The sequence below is a fragment of the Streptomyces sp. CB09001 genome (assembly GCF_003369795.1).
Classification (GTDB): Bacteria; Actinomycetota; Actinomycetes; order Streptomycetales; family Streptomycetaceae; genus Streptomyces.
This window is the reverse complement of record NZ_CP026730.1, coordinates 6,527,427-6,546,118: the sequence shown is the minus strand read 5'-3', so window position 1 is coordinate 6,546,118 and position 18,692 is coordinate 6,527,427. Positions and strand designations below refer to the sequence as shown.

The 18,692-nt window shown below is 69.6% G+C and carries 12 protein-coding genes; 9 read left to right on the top strand and 3 right to left on the bottom strand.

The features are described from left to right. Positions 1–373: 373 nt before the first annotated feature. From C4J65_RS30210 to C4J65_RS30165, 9 genes are all read left to right on the top strand, one after another. Positions 374–607, top strand: coding sequence for a hypothetical protein (locus C4J65_RS30210; protein WP_115745265.1), 234 nt, complete (start codon positions 374–376; stop codon positions 605–607). Then, positions 604–3,624: a GTPase gene (locus C4J65_RS30205; protein ID WP_115745264.1), complete on the top strand. Its 3,021-nt coding sequence runs from the start codon at positions 604–606 to the stop codon at positions 3,622–3,624. Before C4J65_RS30210 ends, C4J65_RS30205 begins: the two co-directional genes overlap by 4 nt. Continuing rightward, positions 3,548–5,314 carry a GTPase gene (locus tag C4J65_RS30200; RefSeq protein ID WP_115745263.1) on the top strand — a complete coding sequence of 589 codons (1,767 nt, stop codon included), beginning with the start codon at positions 3,548–3,550 and terminating at the stop codon, positions 5,312–5,314. The genes C4J65_RS30205 and C4J65_RS30200 overlap by 77 nt, the downstream gene beginning before the upstream one ends. 470 nt (positions 5,315–5,784) lie before the next feature. Beyond that, on the top strand, positions 5,785–6,192 hold the full coding sequence (locus tag C4J65_RS30195) for an ATP-binding protein (protein ID WP_115746701.1): 408 nt from the start codon (positions 5,785–5,787) through the stop codon (positions 6,190–6,192). 215 nt (positions 6,193–6,407) lie between these two features. Next, complete coding sequence (locus tag C4J65_RS30190; protein WP_115745262.1) at positions 6,408–8,825, top strand: ATP-binding protein; 2,418 nt, start codon at positions 6,408–6,410, stop codon at positions 8,823–8,825. Next, complete coding sequence (locus C4J65_RS30185) at positions 8,822–9,199, top strand: hypothetical protein (RefSeq protein ID WP_115745261.1); 378 nt, start codon at positions 8,822–8,824, stop codon at positions 9,197–9,199. Before C4J65_RS30190 ends, C4J65_RS30185 begins: the two co-directional genes overlap by 4 nt. A 219-nt stretch (positions 9,200–9,418) precedes the next feature. Further along, positions 9,419–11,236, top strand: a complete 1,818-nt coding sequence (locus C4J65_RS30175) for a DUF4357 domain-containing protein (protein ID WP_115745260.1) — start codon at positions 9,419–9,421, stop codon at positions 11,234–11,236. Then, complete coding sequence (locus C4J65_RS30170; protein ID WP_115745259.1) at positions 11,233–12,489, top strand: restriction endonuclease; 1,257 nt, start codon at positions 11,233–11,235, stop codon at positions 12,487–12,489. Before C4J65_RS30175 ends, C4J65_RS30170 begins: the two co-directional genes overlap by 4 nt. 84 nt (positions 12,490–12,573) lie before the next feature. Then, a complete protein-coding gene (locus C4J65_RS30165) occupies positions 12,574–14,709 on the top strand; it encodes a UvrD-helicase domain-containing protein (RefSeq protein WP_115745258.1) in 2,136 nt (711 codons plus the stop codon). Positions 14,710–14,716: 7 nt separating this feature from the next. Here C4J65_RS30165 and C4J65_RS30160 read toward each other — a convergent pair whose 3' ends face one another. The 3 genes from C4J65_RS30160 to C4J65_RS30150 all read right to left on the bottom strand — a co-directional run bounded on the left by C4J65_RS30160 (position 14,717) and on the right by C4J65_RS30150 (position 18,618). Continuing rightward, the gene (locus C4J65_RS30160) at positions 14,717–16,375 is read right to left on the bottom strand and encodes an N-6 DNA methylase (protein ID WP_240330554.1); all 1,659 of its coding nucleotides are present in this window, start codon (positions 16,373–16,375) and stop codon (positions 14,717–14,719) included. A 254-nt stretch (positions 16,376–16,629) separates the two neighbouring features. Next, positions 16,630–17,931, bottom strand: coding sequence for a PQQ-binding-like beta-propeller repeat protein (locus C4J65_RS30155; protein WP_115745256.1), 1,302 nt, complete (start codon positions 17,929–17,931; stop codon positions 16,630–16,632). Positions 17,932–18,186: 255 nt separating this feature from the next. Further along, positions 18,187–18,618: a MarR family winged helix-turn-helix transcriptional regulator gene (locus tag C4J65_RS30150; protein WP_115745255.1), complete on the bottom strand. Its 432-nt coding sequence runs from the start codon at positions 18,616–18,618 to the stop codon at positions 18,187–18,189. Positions 18,619–18,692: the final 74 nt, after the last annotated feature.

Sequence of the window (18,692 nt, the reverse complement as noted above, 5' to 3'; positions counted from 1 at the left end):
GCCTGGCGCCGACCTGGGGGACGGAACGATGCCGGGCAACGAGCAGATGGAAGCGTCACAGGGTTGAGCCGCCATCACGCCGGCTGACAGGAAGCCGGTGCAGTACGAGGCACCAGGAGTTCGCCCCAACCGACAGGCACCTGATCACACGGTAGTCAGCGCAGACGAGCCTCGGAGAGCGGGAATCAGAAGTGCATTGACGCTGTCAACGCGTGATCACCTGCCATTCGTGAACAGAACCGTGTACCGTGAGGGCCGCATCACCACCTGTTCTGGCACGACGGGCCGTGCGGCAGCAGGTCAGGGGGCGCGTTCCGTTTCGGACCGCGAAATCGCGAGAGCCGCGCAAGCATCGAGAGCGCGAGAAGCGGAGATGGGGGCGGCAGTGAGCCGGGGGCTCGTCGACGGTGGTCTCCGCATTGGGCGCGCCACCAGCAGGAGCAGCGCGCGGAAGACCGACCGCGCCACGGTCCTGCGCCTCCCCGACAACTTCCCCGGCCGTGCGGCCGCCATGACGACGACCCCGCACCACCGTACCGTCGGCCTGGCCGCCGCCCGCGCGAAGAGCGTGGTCCGTCACCCCTGTCCCCACGAGGAGCAGCAGTGAGCGAAGTCCCCGGAGGCACGAGTCCCCGTACCGAGATCCTGGCCCTCCTGCTCGAGCCGCTGGGGGTCGACGCCATGGCCGGACAGGCCGCGCTACGGCGGCTCGCCGAGAACGTGGACGCGGTGGCGCAGGAGCACGGGTGTGCTGTTCTGCCCGCGTACGGCAGCACGCTTTCGTGCGTCTCGGACGCCGTGTCGGCGTGCGTCGAGGAGCAGGAGCTGGCCGGTATGGCGGCAGGCCCCGAAGATGCCAGGGCTCTGCGGGAGTTGGCGCGGACCGAAGAAGCGCGGCCGCACCTTCGAGCTCTTGAGGGTGTCCCGGTGGAGGCGCTACGGACGGACCGCGCGTCGGTGACGACCGCGGAACGACTGATACCCAAGGCCCTCGAACCGTACTGTCGTGCGGATCAGGACTGGCCCGAGGAGATCTGGCGTTCGATCGGCGACATCGACATAGACCTCGACGGCGCTCTGGCCGACCTGAACCGCCCCCGCGCCACTCGTCGGGCGGCAGCCGCGCGGGAGCTCGTGCTCCAGCACAGCGTCTCGGCGGCCCAGGATCTGCAGAACCGGGAGCTGGCGGCGCGGCTCGAGAAGGTACGGGACTTCGTCGCGGCGCGGAAGGCGTACGACGCGTTCCTCTCCGCACGGCCGGCATGGTGGCGCTGGCTCGGGCCGGACGCGCACTCCGGGTTCAGGTCGGACCGGCGTGACGCCCTGGTGTGGGCGCACACGGCCCGCGACACCGGTGCCCTGTCGGGGAGCACTCTGGAACTGCTCGCAAGGGACGACTGCCGGACGGTGCTCGCACACGCGCCGGGTCCGACGTCGGCACTGGCAATGCCCGTCCCTCCCGCCTCCGCCACGTCCCCGGCCGTACCGCCGTCGCCCACAAGTTCGGCCGCACGGCTCACCTCGGGGCTCCTCGCGGTCGGCTCCCGGCACGACGCCGGCCGGCTGCGTGCTCTCGAGTCCTGGTACGCGAAGAACATCGCGCTGTTCGACCGCGTGGCGGCGGCCATGGACCTGCGAGAAAGCGATCCCGGGCTCCGCGAGGCTCTCGACCCCCTGGTCGACGAACTCGCCCTACCGCCCGGAGCGGTGGACACGAGCCGCTCGGACTACCGCGCCGTCCAGGCCGTCCTCCGGGCCGAGGTCGAGGACCTCCTGCGGCGAACGGGGCGAACGGGGCGAACGGGGCACTCCGAGCACGCCGTAGCGAGCGAGGGGCTCGTCGGAGTCATCGGCCGCGTCGGAACGGTCGAGCGTGAACTTCGTGATGCCATGCGGCCCCTGCCCGCTGTCCGGGGCAGGCTGCTCGTGGCCGTCGCCGGAAGAACCAAGTCCGGGAAGACCACGCTGCGCAAGGCCCTGACGCGCGACGCGGACCGGTCCGGGATCGGGCTAGGGGCGCACCGCACCACACGGAAGACCTCCGCTTTCGACGTCGGACCGGTGACCTACCTGGACACACCCGGCTTCGCCGCGAAGGACGACGACTTCGACGCGCAGCAGGCGCGGGCGGCGTGCGACAGCGCCGACGCGGTCATCTGGAACTACGCCGACACGATGCGCGCCGAGGAGGCCGCGGAGTTCCAGCGGCTTCTCCTCTCGGGGAAACCGCTGCTGGCCGTCATCAATGTGAAGAAGAAGGTCGACGAGCCCGTGCTCCTCACGATCTTCGCCGATTCCCCGGACAAGCAGTTCAAAACCGCGTCGGAGCACGCCGCTCGCATCGAACAGGTCGCCCGCGCGGCCGGGGCCGCCCCGCCCGTCATCCTCGCGGTCCACACCGGTGCCGCGCACGAGTCACTGTCCGTGAAGGATCGCGAACTGGCCGACAAGGCCATGCGGGCAAGCAGACTTCTCGAACTGGAGCTGGCCCTCTCCCAGCTCCTGGCAGAGCGATCGATTCCCCTTCGTGCCGTACGGCTGGCCGAGGACGTGCGACGGCCGCTCGCCGCCTTCCACGACCGGGCGGCCGAAGAACTCCCGCGGATCGGTCTCGCACTCGACGCACTGGAACACTCGACGCCGGGTGAACGGGCCGCGCTGCTCGAAGCGTTCCGGACCGCGGGCCGCGAGGCACATGAACGCCTCGAAGCAGAACGTCACCGGGCCCGGGAGCGGTTGCCGGAAACGGTCCGGAACCTGGGCGGCGAGGACCACGCACAGCGGTGGAGCGACTTCCTCACCGAACTGGAATGGGACGGCCTCATCCCCGCTCTTGAGGACGAACTCGTGCGGCGAGCGCGGGAACGGGGACGGACGCTGCGTGCCCCCGCAAACGCCCCGGAGCGACAGGACGACGAACACCCGCGCGTGGAACCGCACCCCGCCCCGAAGATCGCGTCAGCCGCCGTCAAGGGGGCGGCCACCACCCTCCTGGACTCGTTCTCCGCCCAGGGTCTCTCCAAGGGACTCACCAAGGTGTTCTCCAAGAAACTGGCCACCTCCGCCGCCACCACCGCTGCCTCCGCTCCCGTCACCGCGGCGCTCTACGCGACGGATGCCCTGCTCGGGGCGATGAAAGCGGTGAGCAACGAGATCGACCGCGCACGGCAGGCGGAGGAGGAATGGACCAAAACGGCCACGGAAGTGGCCGAGAACTGCCTCGACGATCTGTGCGACTGGGTCGACGCCCGGCTGGCGATGGTCCTCGAGGACGCGACGGCCCAGGTCGAGGCCCAGTTCGCGGCAGACACCGCGGGCATCGGCAGCACCCGCGAGCGGTTCGAACAGCTCGGCCGGCTGCAGCCGGCCGTGCGGTCCGCCCTCGACACGATCGACCTCACCCTGGCACGCCGGCTGCTGGCACTCGCCGGCGGGGATCCGGCGGCCGTCCGCCGAGCACGCCGGACGCCGGGGGTCGAACTCCGCGTCTGGACCGATACGTCCCACGTCGCGGACGTGCGGGCACACCTGCACAAGCACCTCGTGGATGTCCTCACCGAGCGGATCGAGGTCCGCCCGGATTCAAGAAGCGGAGAAGGCGATGGGACTGCGGACGACGGCTGACGGGGGGCCGAGCACCCGCGTGCTCGCCCTGAGCGCACGGGCCGAGGGGGTTCTCAACGCCCACCCGCGCACCCGGGACCTGACAGCCTCCCTGCCCCGCACGGACACGAGCCCTCTGCGGATCGCGCTCCTGGGCCCGTACAGCGCGGGGAAGTCGACACTCATCGCCGCGCTCCTTCGACTCCCGGCGGCGGAGGTCGAGAAGATCGTCGACGCGGCACCCAAGACACTGGAGGAGACGCCGTACCCGTGGAACGGCGTGACCCTGGTCGACCTGCCCGGAACCCTGTCGGGCGACGACTCGCACCTGGCCTCGGCCGAACGTGGTGTGCGCGGGGCAGACGCGCTGATGATCGTGACGACGAGCGAACTGCCCGGCGAGGCCGAGACGGAGGCCATTGCCCGGGCCCTCGATGCCGACGGTTTCGCCGACCGGAGCGTGGTCGTCGTCAACAAGATGAACGCCGAGAACAGCGACCGCAAGGTCATTCTCGACGAGATACGCAAACGGCTCGGCCCCTTCGCCGACCGCGTCCCGATCGTCCCGACCGACGCCCGCGACTTCCTCGACGCGGCCAATGATCTCGAACTCACGGACACGGAACGTGAGTTTTTGGCTTCCCGGAGCGGCATCGACGCGCTCACCACCGAGTTGCGGCGACTCGTCGCTCCCGGGGTCAACGGTCTCCGTCCCAGGGCGCAAGCGTACGAACTCCTCCGGGTTCTGGCGGACGCCGAGGGGATGTGGCACCTGCGGGGCGAGGACCTCGACGCCGTGCGGACCGCGGAGAAGGTCGAGGCGTCGCTCTCCCTCGCGCGGGAGGGCGTGCTGAAGGCCTTGGAGAGGGAGAGCGAGGTCGTCGCCGCCAGGATCAGAACGGAAGGGGGCCGGATCGCCGACAGCGTCTCTGAGAAGAAGGGCACCGTCCCGACCGGCATCGCGACCGACGTCACCGCAAGGCTGATCGATTCCCACACCGACTTCGACATCAATTTTTCCTCCGCGACGAGGGCGGCGTACGACGCGCTGACCGCCGAGTACGGAGAGGTCGTACCGGAGCCCGAGGAGTGGGTGAACAACGTCAACCCGCCCGAGGCGAATCCCGCCACACCCGCGAAGTCACCTCTCGAAGAAGCGGTCAAGAAGGCTGCGGAGCAGGCCGCGAAGCAGGGGGCCGGAAAGCTGTCGGAGTGGCTCAGGAAGATCGCGAGCGACAAAGAGCAGGCAGCTGCCGTAGTGGACTGGCTCATCAAGAACAAAGTGGGCCAGAAGCTGCTCGACTCCGGCGGGAAGGTCACCAACGGCGCGAAGAAGTTCAAGCCGTGGGGCAAGGTCAACGCGACCAACAAGGTCTCCAGCTGGGCCGGAAAGGCCCAGTGGGCACCGGTGGTCATGGGCCCCGCCCTGGATGCGGTCAGCATCATCAAGGACCAGAGCAATCGGATGGCGGTGGAAAAGCACCGTGCGGAAATCCGGGACCATTTCGCCAACGTGGCGCTCCAGCAGCGGGACGGCCTGGTCGACGCCGGCGAAGAGCACTTGCGCGGGTGGATCGCCGACGTGGAACACGCACTGGGTGATCTCACCGGCCCGGGCGGACAGATCGGCGCCACACGCGAGGCGGCGCTGAAAGAGATCGGAAGTCTGCGCGACGCGGCCAACAGGCTCATCGATCAGGCCGCAGGCTGACCCGGCGGGCCGGGGCCCCGGCAGGCGGACGTCCCGGCGGCGTACGCGGTCAGTGACCGCGTACGCCTTCTGCTCACCTCCGGGTGCCACCGGCGTGTCCGAGGCAGGGACGCCAATGGTCTGTGGCCCGGCTCCGATGTCCGCGACCGCTGACACTCGTAGCCGTAGGTCCCGCAGAGCAGCGCTCCGGCGCCCGCCCGGGATACCGAGGCCACCGGGGTAAGCGTTGAGCCCGGCAACATGATGGGACAGTTCGTCTCGAGCGACATGCCGTCCGCACAGCGGCCCGCACAAGCCGAACTGTCCGATCACTGACCAGCAGTGGCTCGCCAACCGTGCCCGGCGACAAGGCTGCGCCCTCGGGATTCAGCGACCACCGACGGGCTCACACGCGGCGGGCGACCGACTCGGTGAACCGAACCATCGCCCGGTGGTACGTCGCCCTGTCGGGGTTCGGGAACCGGTTCACGCTGCAGTTCTCGTCCACCCGGCGCGGTGCCCGTCTCGCCCGTCTGCTCACCTGCGAGCAGCTGCGGACCTGGCGGGTGTCACCCGACGTCGCCGACCGGGCGGAGCAGATCGTCGCGGAGCTGGCCGCCAATGCCGCGCTGCACGCCCGGGTCCAGGGCCGCGACTTCCGCCTCGCCCTCACCCATGACTCGGCCGCCGGCATCCTTCGCGTCGCGGTAACTGACGCCCGCGGGGACCAGCTGCCCTCTCCTGGGGCGGACTTCCTCCGGCCGCCGGACGACGAGTCGGGGCGAGGGCTGCTCATCGTCGCCGCCCTCGCCGACCGGTGGGGCAGCGAGCCGTATCCGCCCAGCGGTAAGACCGTCTGGGCCGAGTGCGACTTCCGAGCCGCTGATCACGCCGACTGAGGTACGTCCCCGCCAATTCGCGATCGCGCCAGCAGATCGATCTTCGTTGCCCAACCTGACTCGCACACAGGTCTGACTCGTGTACACAAAGTCGAGCCATCAATAGCCTTAAATTCGTTGACTGTGTTAACAAGCATCCACCATGCTTACGGTGCGAACAGTGCGTCAGTCACAGGAGCTTGCCCTCCCCTCGCACCGAACAAGGGAAATCGACCATGCTCGACCAGTCCCCCACGTCCCTGCGGACCCTCCTCCTCGATCGTCTGAGTCACTCCGGACTCACCCCGGAAGTGCAGGCACTGCTCCGCGACCTGCTCCCCGAGGACCGGGCCAAGGACACCGGCGGACGGACCGGGCCGGTGCATCTCCGGTCCATCACCGCAGCCGGCTGGCGAGGCATCGGACCGCGGACGACCCTCGAACTCCCCCCGGGGCCCGGCCTGGTCGTCGTCGCCGGCCCCAACGGCTCCGGAAAGTCGAGCTTCGCCGAAGCCGCCGAGACCGCGATCACGGGGCACAACTCCCGGTGGGAGGGACGTCGGGCCGGTGACTGGCAGAAGGGCTGGCGCAACCTGCACAGTCCTGATGTGACACCGGAGGTCGGCGTGGAGTTGGTCGTCGGCGAGCGGTCCGAGGCCGTCACCGTGCGGCGGACCTGGCACGGCACCAAGGTCGACGACGCACGTACCGAGGTCCGGGGTGCGGACGGCTCCGAGCGGAAGCTGGGGGAGGTCCTGGACGCCGATGCGCTGGACCTCGCCCGGCCGTTCCTGCCGTACAGCGAGCTCGGTTCGATGATCAACGGCACGCTCGGCAACCTGCACGACGCCTTCTTCAAGCTCCTCGGCCTCGAGCTGCTCGCCGAGTTCGACGGCCGGGTCATGACTGCCGCGAGCGAGTGCGACAAGGTCATCAAGCACGCGGACTCGCTCACTGGCGGGCTTCTCGAGGAGCTGGCCTCGCTCGACGACCCCAGGGCGCGTGATGCGTCGCAGGCGCTGTCGGGGGCCAAGCCGGACCTCGGCCGGGTGCGCGCGCTGCTGGAGAGCCGCACCCCGGCCGCGGAGGGCGAGTTGGCCCGGCTGCGGCAGTACGCGAGTCTCGCCGGACCGGATCTGCGAGAGGTCCACGGCACGGTGGCCCGGCTGCGGGACGCGGCCGCGGCCGCCGAGGAGGTGCGCCACAGCAACGCCGAGGAGGCCCGCCGCCTGGCCGGCCTGCTGGAGTCGGCCTTGGAGCACCGGCGTCGCTCGCAGAGTACGGACTGCCCGGTCTGCGGCACGGAGGAGCGGCTCGACCGGGCCTGGGCCGAACAGGCACGGGCCGAGGTGGAGCGACTGCGGACGGACGCCGTTGCGGCCGAGGCCGCCCGCAAGGCCGCCACCGTGGCGGTCCGGGCCGTACATGATCTCGTGCAGCCGGTCCCGGTATGGCTGCGCGGGGCAACGTCGCCGTTGGCGTCGGTGTGGCAGGAGTGGGCCCGTTGCCGGGACGTCACACACCCCAGGGAACTCGCTGACCGTGTCGAGCGTGCCGCGGCCGCACTGGACGAAGCCTGTCGGCAGGTGCGGGAGGAAGCCGCGCTGCGGCTCGCGGAGCACGACGGCGTCTGGCGGCCGGCTGCCGTACGGCTCGCCGAGTGGCTCGGTGCGGCCGAGGCGGCCGAGACGGCACGTGACCGGCGCAGGCATGCCCGCAAGGCGCGGACCTGGTTGCGGCCCATCATCGACGAACTGCGCGACGAGCGGCTGCGTCCGTTCGCGCAGCGCTCTCAGGAGGTGTGGCAGAAGCTGTGCGAGCACAGTAGCGTCGTGCTCGGATCCGTGACGCTCGCGGGTACTCCTGGGCGTGGCAAGGTCGAACTCGGCGTCTCCGTGGACGACATGCAAGCCCCCGCCTACAGCGTGATGAGCCAGGGAGAGCTTCACTCTCTGGCGCTCTCGCTGTTCCTTCCGCGCGCCACCCATGAAGCCAGCCCCTTCGGGTTCCTCGTCATCGATGACCCGGTGCAGTCGATGGACCCCGAAAAGGTCGAGGGACTGGCACGAGTGCTGGACGCGTACGCCAAGAACCGCCAGGTCGTCGTCTTCACCCACGACACCCGACTTCAGCAAGCCATCGTCCACCTGGGCATCAAGGCGACCGTTCTGCGCGTCACCCGGCAAACCGACTCGGTGGTGGGCGTGGAGCCACTGACCGATCCGGTCGAGCAGGCGCTGGCGGAGGCGCGCGCCGTCTCGCACGACCGTGGAATCCCCCAGGATGTTGCGGAACACGTCCTGCCCGCCATGTGTCGGGTGGCGGTGGAAGCCGCCTGCCTGGAGGCCGTGCGGCGCACGCTACGTGACGAGCGGGGGTTGAGCCTGCGGGCGATCGAGGAGCGTGTCGCCTCCCTGGACCGCACGAAGTCATACGTGGCCCTGGCCCTGCTCGGCGACGAGCGGCAGCCTGCTCGTGAGGCGGTCGAGGGGCTGTGCGTGGGAGGCTGGGCGTTGGTGGAGGCCTTCAACGCCGGGGCGCACTCGCCTCTTCCGCGTGTCGACGACCGCACGGACCTCGTGCGTCGCACCACGGCACTGGCGACGGCGATCCGCAGGGGCGCCGGGGCCCGGCAGATCGGAGATGCTCGATGAGCACCTCCCCCGAAACCCTCGTGACCGCCGCCGGCAAGCTCCTGTTGCCCGAGCCAGGAACCGTCCACACGCTGGCTCCGGGCCTGCGTGCCCGTGCCGCAGCGGTGCTGCTGCGCATGGCACTGGACATGGCCCTGGACGCGTACTGGCTGCGAGTCACCCCGTCGATGACGCGGATCGGCAAGCACCGCATGCTCTGCCTGGAGTGGTACGCGGGCCACGACACCGCCCGCAGATGCCGCACCACTTGGACGTCGCTGAGCGCCGCCTGCCACTACCGCAGCTATGAGCTGCCACCGGCCCCGGCGGAGATCCGGGCCCGGTTGCTCGAAGTCACCGGTCTCCTCGCGGCCCTCGCCTCCGAGGACGCATGAACACCCCTCGCTGTGCGCAGCGTGTTTCGGATCGGCCCGTAGAGTCGCCGATCAGACACCAACAACCCGGCGATGAACCGGCGGACCTCGCGCAGAAGATCCAGCGCCGCCCTCCGTCCCGGGGTCAGCAGGGCGATGGCGCACGAGACCGGACGCCCATCAGGCTGCGAGGCTCCGGTCCCGCAAAGTGTTGTGCCCGAAATTCCTGTTGGGGGAACGATGACGACGACTGGCGATGAACAGGCGCGGTACCCGGAGTTCCGGCTCCGACTGCCCAACGGCGGGCCGTACGCGCGTGGACGCGTGCTGCCGTCGAAAGGGATGAACGGCAGTCCGCAGTTCCTGGTGCTGGCCGGTTCACCGGTACGGCGGGAGACGTTGCCGGGCGCCGGTCCCTATGCGACGGCGCAACGGGAGGCGTTGATCGAGGAGGGGGCCGTCCGGGAGTCGGAGCGCTGGCCCGGTTACCTGGAGACCTCGCGGGACATCGAGTGCAACTCTCCCTCTGCCGCGGCCTCGATCGTGGCCGGGCGCGGCTCGGACGCCCTGACCGAGTGGCGCACGAAGGAGGACTTCCCGCTCGTCGACTACCTCGGGCACTCCTGGCGCCCGCCCCGCAAGGCCTGGCTGGTGCGTGGGTCCAACGTGGCGGGACGCGACCTGGTCAAGCGCCTGTGGCTGTCCGACGGGCTGGTGACGCTTCCCGCGACGCACCTGCCGTTGATCGACGAGAGCGATCCCACCAAGAGTGCGCTGCGCCGATACGTCCAGGAGGGGTACGACGCCACGACCTCGTACAGCCAGAAGCAGGCGATGGTCGACGAGCTGCACTACTTCCTCACGCAGATGCGCCCCGGAGACACCGTCTGCACGATCTCGGGGGGACTGCTCCACGTCGGTCTCGTCGACGGCGGCGCGGAACGGGTCGACTCCGAGGGCGGGCTCACCAGCCTGCGCCGCAGGGCCACGTGGCGGCGCGACGGTGTGCCGTACGACCAGTTGCCGGAGGCCTTGCAGCAGAAGCTGTCCGTGCAGCACGACGTCGTCGACCTCACCGCCGTGCTTCCCCTCATCGACGGGCTGGGGCGGAGCGACGCGGAGCTCGCCGAGGAGGCAGTGGCGGCGGATGGCGACCCGACCACGGAGGTGCCGGCCATCGTCGCCCGCCGCGACCCGGAGTTGCCCGATCCCACGGACGATCTGGCCGCCGAGCTGCTCGTGCACGACACGGCATGGCTGCGCGAGGTGCGTGACCTGCTCGCCGACGAGCGCCAACTGGTGTTCTACGGCCCTCCGGGCACCGGCAAGACCTACCTGGCACTGAAGCTCGCCGAGTTCCTCGGCGGTGGTCCCGAGCAGGTCAAGCTGGTGCAGTTCCATCCGTCGTACGCCTACGAGGACTTCTTTGAAGGGTTCCGGCCCCAGGAGGACGTGGAGACCCGGAAGGTCGACTTCAGGCTCACCGCGGGTCCGCTGCGCGAGCTCGCCGACCTCGCCGCCCGGGAGGGCAACCGGCACATCCCGCACTTCCTGGTCATCGACGAGATCAACCGTGCCAACCTGGCGAAGGTCTTCGGTGAGCTGTACTTCCTGTTGGAGTACCGGAACAAGTCGGTGCGTCTCACCTACTCCGGTGACGACTTCGCGCTGCCGCCCAACCTGTTCGTCATCGGCACCATGAACACCGCGGACCGGTCGATCGCGCTGGTCGACGCTGCCATGCGGCGGCGGTTCGCCTTCGTGGAGTTGTCGCCGCGCACCGAGCCGACGAGCGGGCTGCTGCGGCGCTGGCTGGAGCGGGAGGGCAGAGATCGGGAACCGGCTGATCTGCTCGACGCGCTCAACTCCCGTATCGACGACGCCGACTTCCGTGTCGGGCCCTCCTACCTGATGAAGAAGGGCGTCTTCCGGGAGGGCGGTCTCGAGCGGACCTGGCGGACGAAGATCCTGCCGTTGCTGGAGGAACACCACTACGGGGAGGGTGTGGACGTCGAGGCCCGATACGGTGTGGCCGCATTGCGAGAGACGCTGGGATGACGCTCACGTCCGCCGGAGACGAAATGGCGGAGGGGACGACACCGGCAGGCGTCCTGTCCGGTGTCGACCTCACCGAGTACGCGGCCGTCAACGGACTGGCGCTGCCGGACGAAGTGGGGCGTGCGCTGGCGGCGGGAGACGTCGTCGACGCGGCGCCCGACCCGTACACGTCCGGTCGCTGGTCGCTGCGGGCCGGCTCAAAGGTCGGGGCAGTTGCTCTCTCAGTGCCGGGTGCGCGGGAACCGTTCACTGTGCGGGTGGCTCCCAAAGTGCCCATCGCCCGGCTCTTCTTCCTCCTTGGGTACAGCCTCGACCCCGCTGGCGGCTGGCGCGACGGGGAGGTGGGTGTGAATGAGTACGACGGGCTGATGCCCGCCCTCGCCCATGCCGTGGAGCGGCAGATCGACCGCGCACTGCGTCAGGGGCTGCTGCAGGGGTATCGGTCCGTGGAGGAGAGTTCTCTGGTCTTCCGTGGACGGATCAGGGAGGCCGAGCAGATCCGGCGGCGGTTCGGGGCGACGCTGCCGGTGGAGGTGGCCTATGACGAGTTCACCACCGACATCGCGGAGAACCGAGTGCTCCGCACGGCCGTCGAGCGGCTGCTGCGCCTGCCCGGTGTTCCGCGTGACGTGCGGCGCAGGCTGCTGCATCAGCGGGCGCGGCTCGCCGATGTGACGCCGGTCGTTCGGGGGCAGGAGCTGCCAGGATGGCGGCCCACTCGTCTCAACTCCCGCTACCACCATGCGCTGCGCCTCGCCGAGGTCTGTCTGCGCGGAGCATCGGCCGAGCACTCACCCGGCGGTCTGCGCATCGACGGGTTCCTGTTCGACATGAACCAGCTCTTCGAGGACTTCGTGACCGTCGCCCTGCGTGAGGCGGTACGTGGCGGGGGCCGCACGTCCCGGCTGCAGGACTCGCATCACCTGGACGAGGCATCGGCGATCCGTATGCGGCCGGACTTCGTGCTGTACGGCGCCGACGGCATTCCGTGCGCGGTCGTGGACGCCAAGTACAAGGCCGAGAGACGGGGCGGCTATCCGGACGCCGACCTGTATCAGATGCTCGCCTACTGCACCGCTCTGGGCCTGCGGGAAGGGCACCTGGTCTATGCGAAGGGCAACGCCCCGCACGTGTCCCATCACGTGCGGCACGCCGGCATCCTGATCCACCAGCACGCTCTCGACCTGGACCAGGACCCTGCCGGTCTGTTGGCCGACATCGGCCGGGTGGCACGGCGGATGTACACCGCCTGACGCTGCCGCACCCCCGTGGAACGGCGGCCTGCCACCCGTATGATCGACTGTTCAGGGTCAAGTCCGGGGTGAGGAGTGGGCACCGTGCCACAGCTTGCGTTCGCCAACAGTTTCTGGGAGAGCTACGACGCTCTCGAGAAGCCGGTCAGGAACGGCGTGCGCAAGGCGATGCAGAAGTTTCAGCAGCTCACCGTGCCGGAGCTGCAGCAGGACAAGGGGCTGCATCTCGAATCGGTCGAGAAGGCAGCCGACCGTCGTATGCGGACCATCCGCATCAACGACTTCTGGCGGGGTGTCGTGCTGGCCCCGGACGACGGCAGTGATGTGTTCCTCCTGGTCAACGTGGTCCGGCACGACGACGCCTACACCTGGGCCGCCAAGCGGCTGTACACCACCAACTCCGCCACCCGGGCCCTCGAGGTGCGCAACGTACGGGCGATCGAGCAGCTGACGCCGCAGCTCGAGAAGGCGGCCGCCACCGCTCCTTCCCTACTGTTCGCCGCGTACTCGGACACGGTGCTGCGCGAACTGGGTCTCGACGACCAGGTGCTGAGGGCCGTACGCACCGTCATCGACAAGGCGCAGCTGGAGGCCTTCGGGACGTTGCTGCCGGAGGACCAGTTCGAGGTGCTGCAGTACCTCGCCGAGGGATTTCCTCCCGAGGAGGTCTACCGGGACGTGGTCGCCGTACGCCGCCCCGTGCACGCCGGCCCCGATCCCGACGAGACGCTCGCCGCGGCCATCGCCAACACGTCGAGCCGGATCACCCTCGTCAGCGGGCCCGAGGAGCTCGCCGAGATCCTCGAGAAGCCGTTCGCCGCCTGGCGGGTGTTCCTGCATCCCTCGCAGCGCCGGGTCGCCTACCGGGTGTCGTACGGGGGCCCGGTGCAGGTGACCGGCGGGCCGGGGACGGGCAAGACGGTGGCTGCGCTGCACCGGGTCAAGCATCTTCTGACCAGATCGCCCGACACCCGGATTCTCCTCACCACGTACACCAACGCGCTGGCCGCCTCGTTGCGCGAGAACCTCGGTCTGCTGCTGGACGGTGAGGAGTCGCTGCTCAACCGGGTGGAGGTGACCACGGTCAACGCGTACGCGCGCGGTGTCGTGGCCCGTATCGACGGCAGCGTGCCCTCCCCCGTCGGTGACCGGGAGGAGCGGCAGTTGTGGCAACGGGTCGTCAAGAAGCTGGGGCTGCCGTGGACGGAGCAGTTCCTCGCCCAGGAGTACCGGCATGTGGTGCTGGCCCAGGACGTGCGCACGCTGGAGGGATATCGCTCGGTCGCACGACGGGGACGCGGCAGCGCGTTGGGACCGGCCCGGAGGGAGCAGCTGTGGCCTGCGGTCGAGCTGTTCGAGTCGATGCTGCGCGACCAGCGGGCGACGACGCATCTGAAGGTGTGTGCCAGGGCAGCGGAGCTCTTGGCCGCTTCCGCGCCCACGCACGATCACGTCGTGGTCGACGAGGCGCAGGACCTGCACCCGGCCCAGTGGCGGGTGCTGCGCGGCGCGGTGGCGCCGGGCAGCGACGATCTGTTCCTCACCGGCGATCCGCACCAGCGTATCTACGACTCCCGGGTATCGCTCGGTTCACTCGGCGTCTCCGTGGCGGGGCGCACCCAGCGGCTGCGCATCAACTACCGCAGCACGGAGGAGATCCTTGCCTGGTCGACCGGCATCCTGGCAACGGTGTCCGTCGACGACCTGGGAGGTGAGGGCAGTGACACGCTGGCCGGGTACCGTTCGCTGCTGCACGGCCGACGGCCGCAGGTGGCGGGGCACGGCTCGGAGCAGACGGAGGTCGCGGCGCTGGTGGAGCGGGTCCGGGGCTGGATCGCTCAGGGCATCGCTCCGTCCGAGATCGGCGTGTGCACCCGGTTCAACGTGCTGTTGGACAAGGTGTACGACCGGTTGACCGCGGCCGGGGTACCTGTTGTCCGGGTCAAGGACGGTCAGGGCTCCGGTGTTGACGGCGTACGTCTCGCGACGATGCATGCCATGAAGGGGCTGGAGTTCCGTTGTGTCGCGGTCCTCGGTGTGACGGCGGGCGCGGTGCCGTTCGCGCGCGAAGTGACACCGGCCTCGGTCGACTCCTTGCAGCACGACTCCGACCTGATGCGGGAACGCTGCCTCTTGTTCGTTGCCTGCACCCGGGCACGCGAGGCTCTGGCCGTCACGTGGAGCGGGGCGGGCAGCCCGTTCATACCGGAAGCCTTGTGACCGGTCGTCACTCGGGCGGTCGCAGCGCACCGTTCCCGATGCCGTCGCGGGCCAGCTCGGATGCCTGTCTGCTCAGTTCGGCAACTCGGCGCGCCAGTTCCTGAAACGCCTGCAGCCTGCGGAAGGCGTCTCCGTAACGGCGCTGTTCGGCGATGTCCATCTGCGGGATGCGGGCGCCCTTGCCGTCCAGCCGGAAGGTACCGCTGGCGCTCGTGGAACGCCGGGTGTTGGACGCGCTGCGCAGGAAACCCTGCAGGAAGTCCGTGTCGAGCTGATCGCTGGTCGACACGGGTTCCAGGTCTCCGTAGGCCACCAGACCCGCGCGCGCGAGGTCGGACACGCTCACCGAGGAACCGTCCAGGGCGCCGGAGCCTTCGCCGGAGACCAGCTCCGGCAGCGACTCGGCCAGTATCCGTACCTGTTCGCTCAACTCCTGCCGGACCGCCGCGTACTCGGTCGCGTAGTCCCGGTGCGATCCCTCCACGTGGCGGCCGGGCGTGAGGTCGACCGTATCGTCGAGGAGATCGATGAGCGGGACGTCGGCGATCTGCTCGGGCGCCGGCTCCAGCTCTCCGTCCGGATCGTTGGCGGTCAGGTCGATCATGCGCACGCTCGTCGCGGCGTCGCTCACGGTCTCGGGGCGGCGCAGGTGCCACAGGTGCACGGGGAGGGCGTGCGAGGCCGCGCTGCCCGCCGGCAGGGAGACGACCTGGGTGAGGACGCCGCGGCGCACCAGCTCGGCACGGATGCGCCGGCCCGCCTTGCGGTATGCCACCGAAGCAGGCATGACCATGATGACCTGACCACCCGCGGCGGTGTGCGCGTACGCGTGCTGGAGCCAGGCGAGCTCGCCTTCGGCGCGTGAGGGTGTTCCGAGCTCCCAACGGGAGTCGAGAAGCAGTTCCTCCCGTCCCCAGTCGGCGTCTCCCACTGGAGGGTCGCACACGACGAGGTCCGCTTTGAGGCCCGGCCACTTGTCATCACGCAAGGAGTCTCCGGCGACGACATCCACGTCGGTACGGCCCGCGAGATCCGCGCGCAGCTGGGCGAACCGGGCGCTGTGGGGCTCGCTCTCCTGGCCCCGCCGTCGCGGCCCGCGGTCCGGGCCGACGGCGAGCAGCAGAGAACCGATTCCGCAGGCGGGATCGAAGACGGTGGCGTCGGACGCCACCTCGGCCGTGAAGTGGCGCAGCGCTCGAACGATGCGCGGCGAGGTGACCTGGTCGGACCCGGCCCTGCGTACGGAGTCCGTGAAGCGCTCCGCCAGGGCCTCCACCGCTTCGCTGGCCGGCCCCCGCTCGGCGAGGACACGTACCAGACGAACGGCCTCTGCCGGCAGCTCGCGGGATACCGGCGACTCCCCTTCGGAGAGACGCTGCGCAACTGCCGCGAGCCCCCGGACCATGTCCTCACCGTACGTCGCCCGCAATGCCTGCCAGAGCTGTACCTCCTCGGAGACGTCCTGGCCCTTCCGCTGCTTGCTCAACCATGTCTGCACATCAGCCAGAGCGAAGAGCGGGCTGTTCACACTTCCACCGGCGGGCGCGGGGAAGTCGTCGTACCGACGCCTCCAGTTGGAGACCGCGGCACGGGTGACGCCTGCGAGCCGGGCGATCTCAGAGCCGGTGACCATGGGGGCGTCCGGGGCCGCGGGAGTGTCTACCATAGTCCGTAACCGTACACACCGCCTACGGTCAGTTCAATGAACCCTTTCGTTGACTACGCTAACGACACATTGGGGCGATCCGCTCGTAAAACACGTGCCGGACTGCACAGCCGGCGGAACGATTGGGATGCCGGCCCGTTCGCTTCGAGACTCGGGCATCGAGTCGATGCAGTCGATGCATCCCCTCAGCGCACGGTGGCCCGTTACGGCTGGGGCCTGGCGTCCGTCACCCGTCCGTCGCCGCTCGACCCGCGTCACACCCCCAGCGCGTGCAGCTTCTTGCCGTGCAGGGCGAAGACGCGCTTGCCGTCGGTTGCCACCAGCCAGGCGTGGTAGTCGCCCGTGTTGTCGTTGAACGTCCAGCGCACCGCGCCGGTCCTCGCGTCCATGGCGATGATGCCGCCCTGCTTGTCCAGGTCCGTGGCGCCGTAGAGGGTGTCGCCCGCCTTCACGTACTGCCGCGGCACCTGGAGTCCCGCGTCCGCGAGGGCCTGGGACTTCCAGAGCTGTTTGCCGCTCCGCGGGTCCACGGCCCACAGGGTCCTGGCGCTGTCGGCGATGTAGAGGACGTCGTCCAGTACCGCCGGTTCCCTGAAGAGGGACCCGTCCGACGCTTCGAGGGACCATTTCTCCTTGCCGTCGGCCAGGTTGAATGCCTGGAGCACGTTCCCCAGGGGGACGATGACCAGGTCCTGGTGGACGGTGAAGAAGCCGTAGTTCGTCTTGGTCGTCTTGTGTGTCCACACCTGCCCGCCGCTCGCGGTGTCGCGCACGGTGAGGTTCTTCTTGAAGTCGGTGTAGACGAGGTGGCGGCCCCGGACTGCGGCGTGGATGCCGTTCTGCTCGGTGCCGACGTCGCGCTGTTCCTTCCAGGCGACCCTGCCCGTGGTGCTGTTGAGGGCGGCTATGACGTTGGTCTTGGACGAGCCGTCCTCCTCGAGGATCTCGGCGACGACGTACACCTGCGCCTCATCCACCGCGATCGGTCGCGGCTGCCGGTACTCCTGGCCCAGCCGGCTGCGCCAGGTCTCCTTGCCGGAGGCCGGGGCGTATCCGATGACGGAACCGTCGTACTCGCTGCTGGCCAGGTACAGGGTGTCCTCGCTGAGCAGCAGGGGTGCGCCGGGGACGGCACCGCCCGGCAGGGTCCACTTCTGTCCGCCGGTGGCGGCGTCGAGGGCGGCCAGCGGACTGCCGCTGGCGATCACGACGCCACCCGCGGACACCAGCTCGTCGTTGTCCCCGTAGGTCTCCGCCGAGGTCGGCTTCGTCCACAGCGGTTGGGGAGCCTGGCCCTTCTTGTCGGCGCCGGCGCCCTCGCCGCCACCGTCGCCGGCGCCCTTGCCTCCGCCCTTCGGCTCGTCGCCGCCGGCGCTTCCCGGATCCTTGACGTCCGTGGCGTCCTCCTCGCAGCCGGCCGTACCGGCGGTCAGCGCCACCAGGGCGAGACCGCCGCCGGCCAGCCGCAGGACACGCCTCCGGGAGGAAGAAGCGAACACCCCGGGTGTTCTGACATCCCGTGTTCTGTCGTCCGGCGTGCTGTCTCGCCTCGCCATGTTCTGTACCCCCGTGATTCGTCAGTGCAGGAACCCGAACAGAAAGGCCCACGCCGTACCGAAACACACGGGCGTACGCCTCTGCGACCAGGAACGTTAGCCGGGCTTCCGTGACGCTCACACCGCCAGATCCCAACCGCGACAGCACCGTGAAGCAATCGAGACAACTCGTCGCCGATCACCTCACGCACCTCACGCACCTCACGCACCTCACGCACCTCACCAGGGTGCCGCGGGCGGCCGTCCCGCCTGATCTCAGGTCTCCTCCGCGGCCGGGTCGAGGGCCTTTCCCAGGAGATCCACCAGCCGGCGCAGCTCCTCGTCCCCCAGCCGGGCGAAGGGCGTCAGCGCCAGCGTCGCCTCGATGACCGCCGCCCGCACGCGGCGCCCGTCCTCCGTCAGGGCCACGATGCGGGAGCGGCGGTCGGCGGGGTCGGCGGAGCGTGCGACCAGGCCGCGGTCGGTGAGCTGGTTCATGACGAAGCTGAGGTTGGGCGCGTTGCAGTACAGGCGGCCGGCCAAGGTCTTCATCGAGGGCGGCGCCTGGTCCGGGTCGATGGCCCAGAGGGCCTGCGCGGTCGCGGGGGTCAGGCCGTGCTCCGCCAGGACGGCCTCGATCCGGTCGCCGGTCTGCATGAAGAGCTCGTGGTTCGCCGCCACCGCCGCCTCGAGGGTGCTTCGCGTCATGGACCCATCGTACGCCTATTTACTTCGAGGCTCGAAGTGTATGTTGAGGCTCAGGCAATTGGTTCGAGGCTCGA